Source organism: Paraburkholderia sediminicola (assembly GCF_046026675.1).
Taxonomy (GTDB): domain Bacteria; phylum Pseudomonadota; class Gammaproteobacteria; order Burkholderiales; family Burkholderiaceae; genus Paraburkholderia; species Paraburkholderia sediminicola_F.
The window spans coordinates 2,228,226-2,244,633 of the sequence record NZ_JAQQEY010000002.1 but is presented as its reverse complement, the minus strand read 5'-3'; the positions used below and the strand labels follow the sequence as shown (position 1 = coordinate 2,244,633).

Sequence of the window (16,408 nt, the reverse complement as noted above, 5' to 3'; positions counted from 1 at the left end):
ATGCTGCTGATCGAATGTCCTTGGTGCGGGCCACGCGCCGAAACCGAATTTTCCTGCGGCGGCGAAGCGGACATTGCACGTCCGCTCGACACCGACAAGCTCACAGACAAGGAATGGGGCGACTACCTGTTCATGCGCAAGAATTCGCGCGGCGTGCATCGTGAGCAATGGATGCACGCGCAAGGATGCCGCCGCTGGTTCAAGGCCCAGCGCGACACCGTGAGCTACGAGATTCAGGGCTACGAGACGTTCGAACGTCCGCTGCTCGCAATGGACAGCAACGAGGCTAACGCACAAGACAAGGCACACGAGGGCAAGGCATCATGAGCCAGAAAGACCGACTCCCCAGTGGCGGGCGCATCAACCGCGCGATTGTACTGAACTTCACGTTCAACGGACGCAAGTATCAGGGCTATCAGGGCGATACGCTCGCGTCCGCGCTGCTCGCGAACGGCGAACACTTCGTGGCGCGCAGCTGGAAGTACCACCGGCCACGCGGCATCGTGACGGCAGGCGTGGAAGAGCCGAATGCGGTCGTGCAGCTCGAAACCGGCGCATACACGGTGCCGAACGCGCGTGCGACTGAAGTGGAGTTGTATCAGGGACTTGTCGCGACCAGCGTGAACGCGCAGCCGAGCATCGAAAAAGACCGCATGGCGATCAATCAGAAGTTCGCACGCTTCATTCCGGCGGGCTTCTACTACAAGACCTTCATGTGGCCGCGCAAATTCTGGCCGAAATATGAGGAAGTGATTCGCGATGCGGCCGGTCTCGGCAAGGCGCCCGAGCAAACCGATGCGGACCGCTACGACAAGTGCTTTGCGCACTGCGACGTGCTGGTGGTCGGCGGTGGCCCGACGGGGCTGGCGGCCGCGCATGCGGCGGCATTGTCCGGCGCGCGCGTGACGCTGATCGACGATCAGCCGGAACTCGGCGGCTCGCTGCTGTCGTGCCGCGCGGAGATCGACGGCAAACCGGCGCTGCAATGGGTCCACAAGATCGAGGACGAGTTGCGGCAGATGCCTGATGTGAAGATCCTGTGCCGCAGCACCGCATTCGGCTACCAGGACCATAACCTCATCACCGTTACGCAGCGGCTCACCGAGCATCTGCCGGTGTCGCAGAGAAAGGGTACGCGCGAACTGATGTGGAAGATTCGTGCGAAACGCGTGATTCTTGCAACGGGCGCGCACGAGCGGCCGATCGTGTTCGGCAACAACGATCTGCCCGGCGTGATGATGGCCTCGGCTGTGTCGACCTATCTGCATCGCTATGCGGTGCTGCCGGGTCGCAATGCTGTCGTGTTCACGAACAACGACGACGGCTATCAATGCGCGCTCGATCTGAAAGCGGCCGGTGCCCAGGTGACGGTCGTCGATCCGCGCGTGGGCGAATCGAAGGGCACGCTGCCCGCGCTCGCACGGCGCTATGGCGTCAGGGTGATGAACGGTGTGGCTGTGACAGCGGCGCACGGCAAGCTGCGGGTTGCCTCGGTCGATGTGGCGTCGTATTTGAACGGACAGGTCGGTGCGAAGCAGAGCGCGCTGCCCTGCGATCTGCTCGCGATGTCCGGCGGCTGGAGTCCGGTGCTGCACCTGTTCGCCCAATCGGGCGGCAAGGCGCACTGGCATGACGACAAGGCCTGCTTCGTGCCTGGCAAAGCGATGCAGGCGGAGACGAGCATCGGCGCGTGTGCCGGCGATTTCACGCTGGGACAGGGGATTCGCTTCGCGGTCGATGCCGGTATCGAGGCGGCGCGTGCGGCGGGTCACATCGTTGCGCGGCCGAATCCGGTGCACGTGGCCGAGGTTACCGAAACGAAGATGCAACCGTTGTGGCTCGTCGGCGGCCGCGAACTGGCGGCGCGCGGGCCGAAGCAATTCGTCGACTTCCAGAACGACGTATCCGCAGCCGATATTTTTCTGGCGGCGCGCGAAGGTTTCGAATCGGTCGAACACGTAAAGCGTTACACGGCAATGGGATTCGGCACCGATCAGGGCAAACTCGGCAACATCAACGGCATGGCGATTCTCGCGCAGGCGCTGGGCAAGACGATTCCCGAAACCGGCACGACGACGTTCCGCCCGAACTACACGCCGGTTACGTTCGGCACGTTTGCGGGCCGCGAACTGGGTGAGTTTCTCGATCCGGTGCGCAAGACCGCGGTGCACGAATGGCACGTGGAAAACGGTGCGGCGTTCGAGGACGTCGGCAACTGGAAGCGCCCCTGGTACTTCGCGAAGGCCGGCGAGGACATGCACGCCGCGGTAGCGCGTGAGTCGCTCGCAGTGCGCACGAGCGTCGGCATTCTCGACGCTTCCACGCTCGGCAAGATCGACATTCAAGGCCCCGATGCGGCGAAGCTGCTGAACTGGGTCTACACGAATCCGTGGAGCAAGCTGGAAATCGGAAAGTGCCGTTATGGTCTTATGCTCGACGAAAACGGCATGATCTTCGACGACGGCGTGACCGTGCGTCTCGCCGATCAGCACTACATGATGACGACCACCACAGGCGGCGCGGCACGCGTGCTTACCTGGCTCGAGCGTTGGCTGCAAACCGAGTGGCCGGACATGCGCGTGCGGCTTGCCTCCGTAACGGATCATTGGGCGACGTTTGCCGTGGTCGGCCCGAACAGCCGCAAGGTCCTGCAGAAGGTGTGCCACGACATCGATTTTGCAAACGCGGCGTTCCCGTTCATGAGCTATCGCGAAGGCACCGTGGCGGGTGCAGCATCGCGCGTGATGCGGATCAGCTTCTCGGGCGAACTGGCTTATGAAGTGAACGTCCCCGCGAACGTCGGTCGCGCGGTGTGGGAAGCGCTGATGGCTGCGGGCGCGGAATTCGACATCACGCCGTATGGCACGGAAACCATGCACGTGCTGCGTGCAGAGAAGGGCTACATCATCGTCGGTCAGGATACGGACGGTTCGATGACGCCGTACGACCTCGGCATGGGCGGTCTCGTCGCTAAGTCGAAAGACTTTCTCGGCAAGCGTTCATTGACGCGGACGGACACGGCGAAGGCCGGGCGTAAGCAACTGGTCGGGCTGCTCGCGGACGATCCATCGTTCGTGATTCCCGAAGGCTCGCAGATCGTCGCCGGTCCGTTCCAGGGCGATACCGCACCGATGCTCGGCCACGTCACGTCGAGCTATTACAGCCCGATCCTGAAGCGTTCGATCGCAATGGCGGTGGTGAAGGGCGGTCTCGACAAGATCGGCGAAACGGTCACGATTCCGCTCGCGAGCGGCAGGCAGATTGCGGCCAAGGTCACCAGCTCGGTGTTCTACGACAGCGAAGGAGCACGTCAACATGTGGAATGAAACAAGAGGGACGGTGTCGGCAGTGGATCGCGCTGTCGGCCAGCAAACGGGCGTGTGGCAGGAGTCGCCGCTGGTGGGCACGGATGCGCTGCTGAAAAAGCATCAGGCGACGGTGTCGGCGGCTTTCAGGTTGAGCGAGCGGCCGTTTCTCGAACTCGTGAACGTGCGAGGCGACACGCGTGACGCGGCGTTCGTGAGCGCGGTGGAAAGCGTGATCGGCTGCCGGCCGCCCGAGAAGGCGAACACCATGGCAAGCGGCAACGACTACGACATGCTGTGGCTCGGCCCCGACGAGTGGCTGGTGCGCTCGGCTATGGCGCACGACGCGACGCGTACCGCGCCGTTGCAGGCGAAGCTCGGCACGGCGTTTGTGGGCGTGTTCGCGTCGGCGGTGGATATCGGCAGCGGCTATACGGTGCTCGAAATCAGCGGCACGCGTACGCGTGAGGTGCTGGCGCGCGGTTGCCCGCTCGATCTGCATCCGAAACTGTTCGGCGAAGGGCAGTGCGCGCAGAGTCACTACTTCAAGGCGTCGATGACGCTGGTGCCCACCGGCGCGGACAGTTTCGATATCGTCGTGCGCCGCAGTTTTGCGGACTACTTCGTCAAGATGATGCTCGACGCGGCCGAGCCGCTGATGTCGTGAAATGCGGCGGGCGGTGTCTTGCTGAGGCACCGCTCGCGGCTTTCCCGGCCGCCGACTGACATGACGTCGACACGTCTAGCCACCGCGCGTCTCACCGAGCGTGCATGCCTTCAGGGCGATGCCCACGCTGCGCTCGCGCTGCTCGATCAGAGCATCGTGCTGCGGCACCGGCGTATTGCATTAATCCGCTATCTCCTCGCGCAGCAGTTGGGCGCACCGCTGCAGCCGCGGCATCACGAATACGTTGAGAAAATCGCCGCTCGCTTGAGTGCGGATGCACTCGCGCGTATCGCCGGCGCCGCGCGTGCGCGGTTGCGACCCTAACGACGCCCTCGTTCCATCCCGATGACGTATTCCTTCTATGTGGCCGATTTATGTCGGCGTCTACTGAATACGCACTGATCGGAACGTCCACGCGGCAGCCGCCGCATCAACGAGGGCATGACATGTCTACCGCTTTTCAGCCTCGCGCGAGCGCAGCCGCCAGACTTGAGCGACTGCCGTTCTCCGGATATCACCGGACCATTTTCATCATCATCGCGATCGCATTCTTTTTTGACTCGGTCGATCTCGGCACGATGACTTTCGTGCTCGGCTCGATCAAGAGCGAATTTCATTTGTCGAGCGCGACGACGGGGCTGGTTGCGAGCGCGAGCTTCTTCGGCATGGTGATCGGCGCGGCCGTCGCCGGATTATTGGCCGATCGCTTCGGACGGCGCCCCGTGTTTCAATGGAGCATGGTGCTGTGGGGGCTCGCATCATATTTGTGCTCGACCGCGCAGAGTGTCGAGGCGCTGATTTTCTATCGAGTGCTGCTCGGTTTCGGCATGGGTATGGAGTTTCCCATTGCACAGACGCTCCTGTCCGAATTCGTGCCTGCCAAGTCACGTGGACGACTGATCGCGTTGATGGACGGCTTCTGGCCGCTCGGGTTTATCACGGCGGGCGTGGTGTCGTATTTCGTGCTGCCGTCGTTCGGGTGGCGCACGGAGTTCGCTTTGTTGGCCATTCCCGCTGTGTTCGTGCTGATCGTGCGCCGCGTCGTGCCGGAATCGCCGCGCTGGCTGGAACATCGCGGACGCCTGGCCGAAGCGGACAAGATCCTTGCTGAGGTTGAAGTGAAGGTGATGAAGGCGACCGGACTGAGCCAGTTGCGCGCACCGGTGATGCTGCAGGAACCGCCGGCCGCAAAGGGTACGAGTGCGTTTCGCGAGATATGGAGCACAGCCTACCGTCGCCGCACGATCATGGTGTGGACGCTGTGGTTCTTCGCGTTGCTTGGATTTTATGGGCTGACGTCGTGGCTCGGCGCGTTGATGCAACAAGCGGGCTTTGCGGTGACGAAGTCGGTGCTGTATACGGTGCTGATTTCGCTCGGCGGGATTCCGGGCTTTATCTGCGCAGCGTGGCTGGTCGAACGCTGGGGACGTAAGCCGACCTGTATCGCGTCGCTGGCCGGCAGTGCGGTGATGGCCTATGTCTACGGACAAACCGCGCTGCACGCGCAAACGCCGACGCTGCTGATCTGTGCCGGACTCGCGATGCAGTTTTTCATGTTTGCGATGTGGGCGGTGCTTTACACCTATACGCCTGAGCTTTACGGCACAGGAGCGCGGGCTACAGGATCAGGGTTTGCATCGGCGATCGGTCGTGTGGGGTCCTTGATCGGCCCTTATGTGGTCGGCGTGGTGCTGCCGATGTTCGGGCAAGGCGGCGTGTTTTCGCTTGGCGCGATGTGTTTTGTGATCGCTGCTGCCGCAGTGTGGATCATGGGCATCGAGACGCGTGGGCTGGCGCTGGAGACTTTGGTGTCGGAAGCGGTTGAGCCGGATGCGCAGGGGGTGTTGAGTCCTGCGCGAGAATGAATGCTTAGGGGGTGTTGGATCTCGCTGGAAATGAGCTTTTGCGCACGCCAGATACATACGACCAGGGCGGACGTAAAAAAACCGCCCGGAGGCGGTTTCATGTTGGTGCTGTCGGGCGTCTATGCGGCGTGTGCCAGTTCTGGGAACGCCTGGATCTTGCGATGCGGCCTCTGTTGCGCCTGCCATAGGTCATAACGCGCCTGCATGATGGTCCACATCTCCGCCGAGGTGCCCAGCGCAGCGCCGAGCAGCACGGCCATGTCCGCCGAAATTCCGGCGTGACCGTTGAGAATCCTTGAGAGCGCCGCTCGCGTGACGCCAAGCCTCTCAGCAACAATCGTGACGCTGAGATCGCCAAGGTACTCGCGCAACACCAGTCCAGGGTGCGCCGGGTTGTGCATTGATGTCATCGTCGAATCCTTAGTGATAGTCCTGATAATCGACAAGAACAGCATCCGGTCCCTCAAAGAAGAACGTGAGACGCCAGTTCCCGGTTACCCAGATAGACCAATGGCCTTCGATATCCTGCCCCTTCGGGTTCTTCCCGGAAAGCTGATGCAGCCGCCATGGCACTGCGTTCATATCCGCCGGTCCTGTCGCAGCATGGAGCGCTGTCAGGCGAACCCGAAGTTTCTCCGCGTGGGCGGCCGTGATCCCTTTTTTGGAACCCGTCAGGAAGAACTGCTCCAGCCCTTTGTGTCTGAAGGTCTTGATCATTCGTATAGTGTATATGAACGCTATACGAAAAGCAAGCGACCTGAAGGGATGCCATGTCCTAACCGTCGCCGCCTAGTTCGCAGGGTTGCTGCGCGTTGCCTTTGCCACTCAACTTCAGGCGCGTGCGAGCCTTACGCCCCTGAGGACGCCCCCTGTGGGATAACTTGTTTTTGCCCTTTGGACGTTGACCGCGAATGCGTCGCGCCCGCTCCATTCGCCACGAAGTACGGCGTCTCCACCCGCGCCAGCGCATCCCGTCCGCGAATCCGATCGGCGATCTTTTCCGCGAGCATGATCGTCGGCGCGTTCAGATTGCCGGTTGTGATCTGCGGCATGATCGATGCATCGACGACGCGCAGCGCGTCGAGCCCATGCACGCGGCCCTCGCTATCCACCACGGCCATATCGTCATAACCCATCTTGCACGAGCACGACGGATGAAACGCCGTCTCCGCCCGCATGCGCACGAACGCATCGAGCTGTTCATCCGTCGTCAACTCCGCGCCCGGATTCAACTCCCGGCCGCGATAGCGATCCAAAGCCGGCTGCCGAACGATCTCGCGCGTAATACGGATACCGTCACGGAATTCCCGCCAGTCGAGCGGATCGGCCATGTAATTGAACAGGATGCTCGGATGCGCGGCAGGATCGCGTGACGTGAGCTTCACACGGCCACGGCTTGGCGAACGCATCGAGCCGACATGCGCCTGGAAGCCGTGCATCTTGATCGCGTTGGAACCGTTGTAGTTGATCGCAACAGGCAGGAAGTGATACTGGATGTTCGGCCACAGGTCCTCATCACGGGTACGGATGAAGCCGCCCGCTTCGAACTGATTGCTCGCGCCAATACCCGTGCCGTTAAACATCCACTCAAGTCCGATGGCAGGCTGATTCCACCATTGCAACGCGGGATACAGGGAAACCGGCTCCTTGCATTCGTACTGGATGTACATCTCCAGATGGTCCTGTAGGTTTTCGCCGACGCCTGGCAGATCGTGCACGAGCGGCACGTCGAGTTCACGCAGCCACGTCGAGCGGCCCACGCCCGAGCGTTGCAACAATTGCGGCGAGGCAATCGCGCCGCTGCACACCAGCACTTCGCGGCGCGCATGCGCAGTCTCGGCATTACCGTTATGCAGATACGTGACGCCTATCGCACGCTTGCCGAGGAACAGCACGCGATCGGTCATGGCATGCGTCACGATCGTCAGATTCGGACGCGTCTTCGCGCGATCCAGATAACCGCGTGCGGTGCTGGCGCGTCTGCCGTTCGCCGTGACCGTGCGATCCATCGGGCCGAAGCCTTCCTGCTGATAGCCGTTCAGATCGTCGGTACGTGGAAAACCCGCCTGCACGCCGGCCTCGACCATAGCCGCAAACAGGGGATTGTTGCCGGGCTTGCTCGTCGTCACATGGACCGGGCCGTCGCCGCCGTGGTACGCGTTCGCGCCGACATCACGCGTTTCCGCTTTGCGGAAGTACGGCAGACAATCCAGATAGGTCCAGTTTTCCAGTCCAGAACGCGTTGCCCAGCCGTCGTAATCGAGCGCATTGCCGCGGATGTAGCACATGCCGTTGATCAGCGACGACCCGCCGAGCCCCTTGCCGCGCCCGCACTCCATGCGGCGGTTGTTCATATGCGGCTCGGGGTCGGTTTCGTATGCCCAGTTATAGCGTCGCCCCTGCAATGGATAGGCGAGGGCCGCAGGCATCTGTGTGCGGAAATCGAAACGGTAGTCCGGGCCGCCTGCTTCGAGCAGCAGCACGGTCACGTCCGCGTCTTCGGTCAGGCGCGAGGCGAGCACGTTGCCTGCCGAACCCGCGCCGACGATGATGTAGTCGTATTCGTTCGAAGCCATCTCCATCCCTCCTAGAACACCGGTTGATACGGGCCGAGTTCGACCTGCACGGACTTGATGCGCGTGTAGTGTTCGAGCGTGGTGATGCCGTTCTCACGGCCGACGCCCGATTGCTTGTAGCCGCCCACCGGCATTTCCGCAGGCGACTCGCCCCAGGTGTTGATCCAGCAGATACCCGCTTCGAGACGGTGAATCACGCGATGCGCACGCGCCAGGTTCTCGGTGACAACGCCGGCGGCCAAACCGTACGCGGTGTTGTTTGCCCGCGAGATCGCTTCGTCTTCGTCATCGAAAACGAGGATGCTCATCACGGGGCCGAAGATTTCTTCGCGCACGATACGCATCTCGTCATTGCAACCGGTGAAAACTGTCGGCTCGACGTACTGGCCGTTGCCGAAGTGGCCTTCCGTCAGCCGCTTGCCGCCGGCAATGAGCCGCGCGCCGTCCTGCACGCCGCTTTCGATGTGGCCGAGCACTTTCTGCAATTGTGCGGCGCTGACCAGCGGGCCGAAGTTGGTGTCGGCGTCAGTGGGTGCGCCCACGCGAATCCGCTTTACACGTTCCAGCACCAGTGCTTCGAACCGTTCCAGCACGCTACGCTGCACGAATACACGTGTGCCGTTCGTGCAGACCTGACCGGAACTGAAGAAATTGGCGCTCATCGCGATGTCAGCGGCGCGTTCGAGGTTGGCATCGTCGAAGACGAGCAGGGGGGACTTTCCGCCTAGCTCCATCGTCACTTCTTTCAGCGACGAGGCGCCCGCCAGCGACATGACCTTCTTTCCCGTTTCGACGCCGCCGGTGAACGAAATCTTCTCGATGTCCGGATGCGCGGCGAGCATCGCACCCACGCGTCCGTCGCCTTGTACGACGTTGAACACGCCGGCTGGTACACCGGCCTCGGTATAAATCCCGGCGAGTTTCAACGCAGACAGTGGCGTGATTTCGCTCGGCTTGAAGATCATCGCGTTGCCGGCAGCCAACGCGGGCGCCGATTTCCAGCACGCGATCTGGATCGGGTAGTTCCACGCGCCAATACCTGCACACACGCCCAGTGGTTCACGCCGCGTATAAACAAACGACGACGGCCGCAGCGGAATCTGCTGACCTTCGATGGCGGTAGCCAAACCTGCGTAGTACTCGATCACGTCCGCGCCAGTGACGATATCGACAGCGCGGGTTTCTGCAATCGCCTTGCCGGTGTCGCGTGTTTCGAGTGCGGCGAGTTCGTCATTGCGCTCACGCAGGATCTCGACTGCACGGCGCAGGATGCGCGAACGCTGCATCGCCGTGAGCGCGGCCCATTCGCGTTGGCCGTCACGTGCGGATTGCACCGCGCGATCGACGTCGGCCGCCGAGGCCTGTTGCACGGTCGCGAGCGTTTCGCCGGTGGCGGGGTCGAGGGTGTCGAAAGTCTCGCCACTGGTCGCGTCGACGTAGGTGCCGCCTATATAGAGACGTTGCGTTGCGAATACCGCCATGACTTGCTCCTTTCTGAAGATGTCGCCGTTCTGGACGCGTGCTAGTTGCGTGCGTCCAGAAGCAGATCGATGTAGTCGTTTGCCACACGCAGTGCAGCCTTGGTATCGAAGGGCTCACCGGACAAAGCGCCGCGCAGCCACAGTCCGTCGATCAACGCCGCCAGGCCGCTTGCTGCACGGCGCGCCGCCGGACGCGGCAGTGCTTTAGAAAAATCCGCGCACAGGTTCGAGTTCAAGCGCCGCGTGTTCACGTACTGAAGCCGCCGCAATTGCGGCTTGTGCATGCTCTCGGACCAGAACGCGAGCCACGTTTTCATGACCGGGCCGCTGGTCTGCTCGATGTCGAAATTCGCTGCGACGACCGCGCGCAGTTTCGAGCGCGGATCCGCCTTCGCCGCACGGCGCCGTCTCGACGTGGCTTGCCACAGATCGCGCAGCACGTGGCGCATGGTGGCTTCGAGCAAACCGTCCTTGTCGCCGAAATAGTGGCTGACGATGCCGGTGGAAATGCTCGCGCGCTGTGCGACCGAGGCGAGCGTCGCACCGGCCAGACCAGTCTGGTCGATGGTCAGCAAGGTTGCGTCGATCAGCTGGGCGCGGCGGATTTCGCGCATTCCAAGTTTGGGCATGGTGCTGGAGGCGGCGGGCGCAGGCCGGCCGCCCAAGTGTTCGATGGGGAATGTTAGTTTTTTTATATTGAACGGTCAATCAATAAAAACGGGGTGCATCAGTGAACTCGTGGGCGGTCCGTACGATTGCGGCCGCCGTACCGCAACAGGAATAACACCGCGGTTGAACGACAGACGTTAGCCTCAGGCCTCGCGGCTGAGCGTACGGAAACGGCCGGGACTCTGTCCGGTCGAGCGCTTGAAGGCGATGCTGAATGCCGTGTCCGACTGATAGCCGATTCGCGACGCAATCTCCGTCAACGGTTCCTCCGAGTGTTTGAGCGCGGAACGGGCAATCGTCATGCGCCAATGAACGAGATAGTCGAGCGGCGCGCTGCCCACCTGGCGGCGAAAGCGTGTCGCAAACGCGGTGCGCGACATGCCCACTGCGGACGCGAGGCTCTCGACGGTCCAGCGTTCACCGGGTTGCGCATGCATCATGGACAAGGCGCTACCGATCTTCGGATCGGCCAACGCGCCGAGCCAGCCGTCGGGTTGCGGCGTTGACGCCAGATAAGCGCGCAGCACGTGAACGAGAACCAACGCGGCGAGACTGCTGCTCGCGACCTCCGCACCGGCATGCTGACCGTTCGTTTCCCATTCGAGCAGGTCGAGGACGCGTGAAAGCGCGTGCGAGCCCAGGTCTGCCGCACGAAGATGAATCAGCGGCGGCAGATGCCTGAGCAGAATCTCCGTGACGTCGTTCTCGAACGTGAAGCGGCCGCTCGCGAGACTCACCTGTTCGTGATCGCCGTCGCCCGGGTCGCCCTGGTAGCGAACCACACCGTCCGCGCCGCGAATGCTGCGATAAACCGCCGGTCCATCGAGCGGCGCACGCTCGGGGTCGCTCGCCGAACAGAACGGCTGGCCGTCCGTGAGCATGTAGAAATCGCCCTGTTCGAGCGTCAACGGCGTCTTGCTGCCGGCGATCCACAGATGAAACCGCCCCGACAGCACGCCGCCGAACTTGATCCCCTCATACGCGGGAAACCGGAAGGCCCACGCGCCGTGTCCTTCGAAGCGGGACGACAACACGCTGCTCACCCGCAGCATGGAAAGCACATCGGAAAGTGCGTCCATAAATGTACGATCTAATAGGAATTAAGGCGTTTAAATTATAGAAACGATTGTTCGTTAGCGGGATCATAGCGCCAATCCAGCATTGAATACACCGACTACACCGTTTAACTGACGGAGAACCTATCCATGAGAGCCTGGCAACTCGATCGGCTCGGCGGGACCTTGAGCCTGACCGATCTTCCTGTTCCTGAACCGCGTGCCGGCGGTGTTGTGGTTCGCATCGAAGCGTCGTCGTTGATGTCATACATGAAGGAGTATGTCGACGGCAAGCTGCCGATCTATCACGCGCCACCGCAACCGTTCATTCCCGGAGGCAACGGTGTGGGTGTCGTGCATGCAGTAGGCCCTGACGTGTGGCATCTGCAGCCGGGTCAACGGGTTGTCCTGTCGTCGCATTTCGTCGCGCAGGAAAACGTGCGGGAGCCCGCGCAGATCCTGATTGGCGTGACAGCAAACGGACCCGTCGGCCATCGCGTGCAGGCCGGCTGGCCGGACGGCACGCTCGCTGAATTTGCTTCATTTCCCGCGAGCGCGGTGACACCGGTCGACGATCTGCCGCAACTCAGTGCCGTACAGCTCGCGTTGACGATGCGCTGCATCGTGCCGTTCGGCGGCTTGCTGCGCGGGCGTCTCGCGGCGGGAGAGACCTTGATCGTGTCGGGTGCGACGGGCGCGTATGGCAGCGCCGCGGTGCTCGTCGCGCTGGCGATGGGGGCGAGCCGTGTCATCGCAGTGGGCAGAAATGCACAGGCGCTCGAGTCAATCGCGAAGCTCGGCGGCGGGCGTGTGGTCACAATGACGGCGACCGGCAACGTAGCCGCCGATGCTCAGGCGATACGCACAGCGGCGGACGGTGGCGCGCACATCGCGTTTGACATGGTCGGCAACGCCCGCGACCCGAACCTGACGCTTGCCGCGCTGCGCGGCCTTGCTCAAGGCGGCAGGCTCGTACTGATGGGCAGCATGACCGTCCCGCTGCCGCTTCCCTATACCGAAGTCATGCTGAACGGCTGGGAGATTCTTGGCCAGTTCATGTATCCACGAGACGCGTACCGGCGTCTGCTCGATCTCGTTCGCGGTGGACAGCTCGACATCGCCGCGCTGCATGCGCTTGTCTATCCGCTCGCTGCACTGCCGGAAGCCATGGACGCCGCGGCTGCTGCGAGCAACGTTGAATGTGTCGTCATCGATCACAAGGAGAACCTATGACAACCCCACAAACTCCTCTTCATTCCGGATTCGGTCCGCGTAACACGGCTGCAGATGTCATCGCCGACATCGATCTGCGTGGCAAGGTGGCAATCGTCACCGGCGGATATTCCGGTATCGGCCTCGAGACGACACGCGTGCTGGCAGAAGCAGGCGCTACGGTGATCGTTCCCGCGAGAACGCCGGACAAGGCGCATGACGCGCTTTGCGACATTCCGCGCACCGAAGTGGCAGAAATGGATCTGCTTGATCCCGTCTCGATCGACACGTTTGCGGAATTCTTTCTGTCGAGCGGACGCCCGCTGCATCTACTGATCAATAACGCCGGCATCATGGCCACGCCGTTTACACGCGATGCCCGCGGATACGAGGCGCAATTCTCCGCCAATCATCTGGGTCATTTCCAGCTTGTCGTGCGGCTTTGGCCCGCACTGAAGCGTGCCGGCTCCGCGCGGGTTGTCACGCTGTCGTCCGGTGCGCACCGGCGCGCCGCCTTCGATTTCGACGATCCTCACTTCGAGCGCCGTAGCTACGACAAATGGATCGCCTACGGTCAGTCCAAAACCGCCGGCGTGTTGTTCACGCTAGCACTCGATAAACGGGGCTTACCGCACGGCATTCGCGCGTTCGCTGTGCACCCCGGCCGGATCGAGACGGCGCTGCAACGATTCATCACGATGGAAGAGCTTAAGACGCAGGGTTTTCGCGACGCGGCGGGGCGGATTCCCGAGGATCAACTGTCGCTCTACAAGACCGTTGGGCAGGGCGCGGCCACGACAGCATGGTGTGCCACGAGTCCAGCGCTCGAGAACACGGGCGGCGTGTATTGCGAGGATGTCGATATCGCACAGGCTGTCCCGGCGGATCACAAGGCATTGAACGGCGTGTTGCCGTGGGCAATCGACGCGGACGCTGCGGAACGTCTGTGGATTTTGAGCGAGAACCTGTGCGGAGCGCGTTTGTAGGGGCGGTAGCAGGTTTGGCTGCGAAATTGACGAATGCCGGTCACCGTCCATACAGTTGCACCTTGCTTGTCGGTTCCGGCCAAAACAGTGTCGTGTTCGGTACACGTCCTTTGTTTCAGCGGGCGCTACGCTCGTTGAACGGCGCGTCATGTAGAGTCAGACGCGCCGCTCACGAGACATGGAGACAGACAAATGAGCAGCAATCGCGGCGTCGTGTATCTAGGGCAGGGCAAGGTGGAAGTGCAGTCGATCGACTTTCCGAAGATGGTCGATCCGCGTGGCCGGTCAATCGGTCACGGCGTAATCCTGAAGGTGGTAAGCACCAATATTTGCGGCTCCGATCAGCACATGGTGCGCGGCCGCACGACCGCCGAGGTCGGCCTCGTACTCGGCCACGAGATTACCGGCGAAGTGATCGAGGTGGGCCGCGACGTTGAAACGTTGAAGGTTGGCGACCTGGTGTCGGTGCCGTTCAACGTGGCTTGCGGACGCTGCCCAACCTGCAAGGCGCAGCACACCGGCGTGTGCCTGAATGTGAATCCGTCGCGGGCGGGCGGCGCTTATGGCTACGTCGACATGGGCGGCTGGATCGGCGGTCAGGCCGAGTACGTGCTGGTGCCGTACGCCGACTTCAATCTGCTGAAATTCCCCGACTACGCCCAGGCGATGTCGAAAATCCGCGACTTGACGTGTCTCTCCGACATTCTGCCGACCGGTTATCACGGCGCGGTGATGGCGGGCGTGAAGCCGGGCGCTACCGTCTACATTGCGGGCGCAGGGCCGGTTGGGATGGCGGCGGCCGCATCCGCGCGCCTGTTAGGCGCGGCCTGCACGATCATCGGCGATATGAATGAGGCGCGTCTCGCGCATGCGCGCAAGATGGGTTTCCAGACCATCGACCTGTCGAAGGACGCGACGCTTGGCGAGCAGATCGAACAGATTCTTGGCAAGCCCGAAGTGGATTGCGCGGTGGACTGCGTCGGTTTCGAGGCGCACGGCCATGGCAGCAGCGGCTCGCATGAGGAAGCGCCAGCCACGGTACTCAATTCGCTAATGGAAATCACCCGTGCCGCGGGCGCGATCGGCATTCCGGGCCTGTATGTGACGGACGATCCGGGCGCCACCGATGCCGCCGCCCGCAAAGGCAGCCTGAGCATCCGTTTCGGCCTCGGCTGGGCCAAGTCGCACTCGTTCCACACGGGGCAGACGCCGGTGATGAAGTACAACCACAATCTGATGCAGGCGATCTTGTGGGACCGGTTGCCGATTGCGGATATCGTGAACGTGACGGTTGTCTCGCTCGACCAGGCTCCGGACGGTTACCGGCAGTTCGATGGCGGCGCGCCGAAGAAGTTTGTGATCGACCCGCACGGGCTGTTGAAAGCAGCTTGAGGGCGCGAAGGGACCGCGTTCGCGGTCCTGTCTGAGGCTGTCACGCAAGGCTGAACAGCGTGATCACAACGCACGCGTTGAGCGGGTTTCCGTTCAACGCGTTGTGTTTTCAGGCGGTGAGGTTATCAGCGAGGAAATCGACTCAAGCCGCCAGCACCGGCACTGCGGCCAGCGACGGCGCCTGCTTGCGCCGTTCACGCGTCGGCGCGGTGCCGAACGCGTCGCGATAGCTCTTCGAGAAGTGGCAAGCCGACTGGAAGCCACAAGCCATCGTGATGTGCATGATCGACATATCGGTCTGCAGCAGCAATTCGCGGGCGCGCCGCAAGCGCAGCGTCAGATAGTAATGCGTCGGCGTCATCCCTAGATGTTCGCGGAACAGGCGCTGCAATTGCCGCTGCGACATGCCGGCCAGCCGTGCAAGCTCTTCGCGCGAAAGCGGCTCTTCGATGTTGTTCTCCATCAGCGAGATCACTTCGAAGAGCGACTTGTTGGCCGAACCGAGCCGCGCCACCAGCGGCATTTTCTGTTGTGCGCTGTTATCGCGCACATGCTCGACGATGAACTGCTCCGCGATCTGCGTGACCCGTGCCGTGCCGACTCGCGGCGCGATCAGGTTGAGCATCATATCGAGCGGCGCCACGCCGCCTGTGCACGTGACGCGATCGCGATCGATCACGAACAGTTCTTTCAGAAAGCGCGTGTCGGGAAACTCTTCTTTGAGCGCCGACATGTTCTCCCAGTGAATCGCACACGCGTAACCGGCCAGCAAACCGGCACGCGCCAGCGCATAGGTGCCGGTGCACAGGCTGCCGAGCACGCTGCCCATGCGGGCGAAGCGGCGCAGCGCGACGAGGTGGGCAGGGGTGGTGGCGCGCTGCACGTCGATGCCGCCGACCACGAACACGATATCCGGCTGACCGACACATTCAACCGAACCGGTATCGACCGAGAGGCCGTTGCTCGCTGTCACCGGGCCGCCTTCGGGGCTCACGATCGACCAGCGGTAAAGCGTTTGTCCAGTCAGGTAGTTCGCCATGCGGAGAACTTCGATCGCGTTGGTGAACGCGATCATCGTGAAGTTCGGCACCGGCATGAATGCAAAGTGCGACAGCGACGCCGTGCGATCGGTGGACATGGGGGAAATGATTCCTTCGAATCTGTAATGTCACGTCGCCGTGGGGAGCAGCGACTCCTGCA

Annotated in this window: 15 protein-coding genes; 8 read left to right on the top strand and 7 right to left on the bottom strand. The window is 62.2% G+C overall.

Annotation, left to right across the window (positions count from 1 at the left end; all coding sequences use genetic code 11):
• From PQQ86_RS29770 to PQQ86_RS29750, 5 genes are all read left to right on the top strand, one after another.
• Positions 1–327 (top strand): sarcosine oxidase subunit delta, encoded by a 327-nt coding sequence (locus tag PQQ86_RS29770; protein WP_408275207.1) that lies wholly within the window; start codon positions 1–3, stop codon positions 325–327.
• The gene (locus PQQ86_RS29765) at positions 324–3,326 is read left to right on the top strand and encodes a sarcosine oxidase subunit alpha family protein (RefSeq protein ID WP_408275205.1); all 3,003 of its coding nucleotides are present in this window, start codon (positions 324–326) and stop codon (positions 3,324–3,326) included. Before PQQ86_RS29770 ends, PQQ86_RS29765 begins: the two co-directional genes overlap by 4 nt.
• Positions 3,316–3,972: a sarcosine oxidase subunit gamma gene (locus PQQ86_RS29760; protein ID WP_408275202.1), complete on the top strand. Its 657-nt coding sequence runs from the start codon at positions 3,316–3,318 to the stop codon at positions 3,970–3,972. Before PQQ86_RS29765 ends, PQQ86_RS29760 begins: the two co-directional genes overlap by 11 nt.
• Positions 3,973–4,032: 60 nt before the next feature.
• The gene (locus tag PQQ86_RS29755) at positions 4,033–4,296 is read left to right on the top strand and encodes a hypothetical protein (protein WP_097396730.1); all 264 of its coding nucleotides are present in this window, start codon (positions 4,033–4,035) and stop codon (positions 4,294–4,296) included.
• A 122-nt stretch (positions 4,297–4,418) separates the two neighbouring features.
• The gene (locus PQQ86_RS29750) at positions 4,419–5,837 is read left to right on the top strand and encodes an MFS transporter (RefSeq protein ID WP_408275200.1); all 1,419 of its coding nucleotides are present in this window, start codon (positions 4,419–4,421) and stop codon (positions 5,835–5,837) included.
• Positions 5,838–5,956: 119 nt separating this feature from the next.
• On the opposite strand, the gene PQQ86_RS29745 is transcribed toward PQQ86_RS29750, so the two are convergent.
• From PQQ86_RS29745 to PQQ86_RS29720, 6 genes are all read right to left on the bottom strand, one after another.
• Positions 5,957–6,247, bottom strand: coding sequence for a HigA family addiction module antitoxin (locus PQQ86_RS29745; protein ID WP_063499006.1), 291 nt, complete (start codon positions 6,245–6,247; stop codon positions 5,957–5,959).
• 10 nt (positions 6,248–6,257) lie between these two features.
• Complete coding sequence (locus tag PQQ86_RS29740; RefSeq protein ID WP_408275197.1) at positions 6,258–6,554, bottom strand: type II toxin-antitoxin system RelE/ParE family toxin; 297 nt, start codon at positions 6,552–6,554, stop codon at positions 6,258–6,260.
• Between the two features lie 131 nt (positions 6,555–6,685).
• The gene (gene betA, locus PQQ86_RS29735) at positions 6,686–8,413 is read right to left on the bottom strand and encodes a choline dehydrogenase (RefSeq protein WP_408275194.1); all 1,728 of its coding nucleotides are present in this window, start codon (positions 8,411–8,413) and stop codon (positions 6,686–6,688) included.
• An 11-nt stretch (positions 8,414–8,424) separates the two neighbouring features.
• Complete coding sequence (gene betB / locus PQQ86_RS29730) at positions 8,425–9,894, bottom strand: betaine-aldehyde dehydrogenase (RefSeq protein WP_408275192.1); 1,470 nt, start codon at positions 9,892–9,894, stop codon at positions 8,425–8,427.
• Positions 9,895–9,935: 41 nt separating this feature from the next.
• Complete coding sequence (gene betI, locus PQQ86_RS29725; RefSeq protein ID WP_408275189.1) at positions 9,936–10,523, bottom strand: transcriptional regulator BetI; 588 nt, start codon at positions 10,521–10,523, stop codon at positions 9,936–9,938.
• 183 nt (positions 10,524–10,706) lie between these two features.
• On the bottom strand, positions 10,707–11,642 hold the full coding sequence (locus PQQ86_RS29720) for an AraC family transcriptional regulator (RefSeq protein ID WP_408275186.1): 936 nt from the start codon (positions 11,640–11,642) through the stop codon (positions 10,707–10,709).
• A gap of 126 nt (positions 11,643–11,768) precedes the next feature.
• Here PQQ86_RS29720 and PQQ86_RS29715 point away from each other — a divergent pair, with 126 nt between their 5' ends.
• The 3 genes from PQQ86_RS29715 (at position 11,769) to fdhA (ending at position 15,208) form a co-directional block, all read left to right on the top strand.
• The gene (locus tag PQQ86_RS29715) at positions 11,769–12,851 is read left to right on the top strand and encodes a zinc-binding dehydrogenase (protein WP_408275183.1); all 1,083 of its coding nucleotides are present in this window, start codon (positions 11,769–11,771) and stop codon (positions 12,849–12,851) included.
• Entirely contained in the window at positions 12,848–13,816 is a 969-nt protein-coding gene (locus PQQ86_RS29710; RefSeq protein WP_408275180.1) for an oxidoreductase, read from the top strand. The genes PQQ86_RS29715 and PQQ86_RS29710 overlap by 4 nt, the downstream gene beginning before the upstream one ends.
• Positions 13,817–14,008: 192 nt before the next feature.
• The gene (gene fdhA, locus PQQ86_RS29705; protein ID WP_408275177.1) at positions 14,009–15,208 is read left to right on the top strand and encodes a formaldehyde dehydrogenase, glutathione-independent; all 1,200 of its coding nucleotides are present in this window, start codon (positions 14,009–14,011) and stop codon (positions 15,206–15,208) included.
• A gap of 142 nt (positions 15,209–15,350) precedes the next feature.
• Here fdhA and PQQ86_RS29700 read toward each other — a convergent pair whose 3' ends face one another.
• Entirely contained in the window at positions 15,351–16,346 is a 996-nt protein-coding gene (locus PQQ86_RS29700; RefSeq protein ID WP_408275175.1) for a GlxA family transcriptional regulator, read from the bottom strand.
• Positions 16,347–16,408: the final 62 nt, after the last annotated feature.

Coding starts and splice junctions, on each gene's coding strand:
- PQQ86_RS29770 (WP_408275207.1), top strand. CDS start 1: ATGCTGCTGATCGAATGTCCTTGGTGCGGGCCACGCGCCGAAACCGAA.
- PQQ86_RS29765 (WP_408275205.1), top strand. CDS start 324: ATGAGCCAGAAAGACCGACTCCCCAGTGGCGGGCGCATCAACCGCGCG.
- PQQ86_RS29760 (WP_408275202.1), top strand. CDS start 3,316: ATGTGGAATGAAACAAGAGGGACGGTGTCGGCAGTGGATCGCGCTGTC.
- PQQ86_RS29755 (WP_097396730.1), top strand. CDS start 4,033: ATGACGTCGACACGTCTAGCCACCGCGCGTCTCACCGAGCGTGCATGC.
- PQQ86_RS29750 (WP_408275200.1), top strand. CDS start 4,419: ATGTCTACCGCTTTTCAGCCTCGCGCGAGCGCAGCCGCCAGACTTGAG.
- PQQ86_RS29745 (WP_063499006.1), bottom strand. CDS start 6,247: ATGACATCAATGCACAACCCGGCGCACCCTGGACTGGTGTTGCGCGAG.
- PQQ86_RS29740 (WP_408275197.1), bottom strand. CDS start 6,554: ATGATCAAGACCTTCAGACACAAAGGGCTGGAGCAGTTCTTCCTGACG.
- betA (WP_408275194.1), bottom strand. CDS start 8,413: ATGGCTTCGAACGAATACGACTACATCATCGTCGGCGCGGGTTCGGCA.
- betB (WP_408275192.1), bottom strand. CDS start 9,894: ATGGCGGTATTCGCAACGCAACGTCTCTATATAGGCGGCACCTACGTC.
- betI (WP_408275189.1), bottom strand. CDS start 10,523: ATGCCCAAACTTGGAATGCGCGAAATCCGCCGCGCCCAGCTGATCGAC.
- PQQ86_RS29720 (WP_408275186.1), bottom strand. CDS start 11,642: ATGGACGCACTTTCCGATGTGCTTTCCATGCTGCGGGTGAGCAGCGTG.
- PQQ86_RS29715 (WP_408275183.1), top strand. CDS start 11,769: ATGAGAGCCTGGCAACTCGATCGGCTCGGCGGGACCTTGAGCCTGACC.
- PQQ86_RS29710 (WP_408275180.1), top strand. CDS start 12,848: ATGACAACCCCACAAACTCCTCTTCATTCCGGATTCGGTCCGCGTAAC.
- fdhA (WP_408275177.1), top strand. CDS start 14,009: ATGAGCAGCAATCGCGGCGTCGTGTATCTAGGGCAGGGCAAGGTGGAA.
- PQQ86_RS29700 (WP_408275175.1), bottom strand. CDS start 16,346: ATGTCCACCGATCGCACGGCGTCGCTGTCGCACTTTGCATTCATGCCG.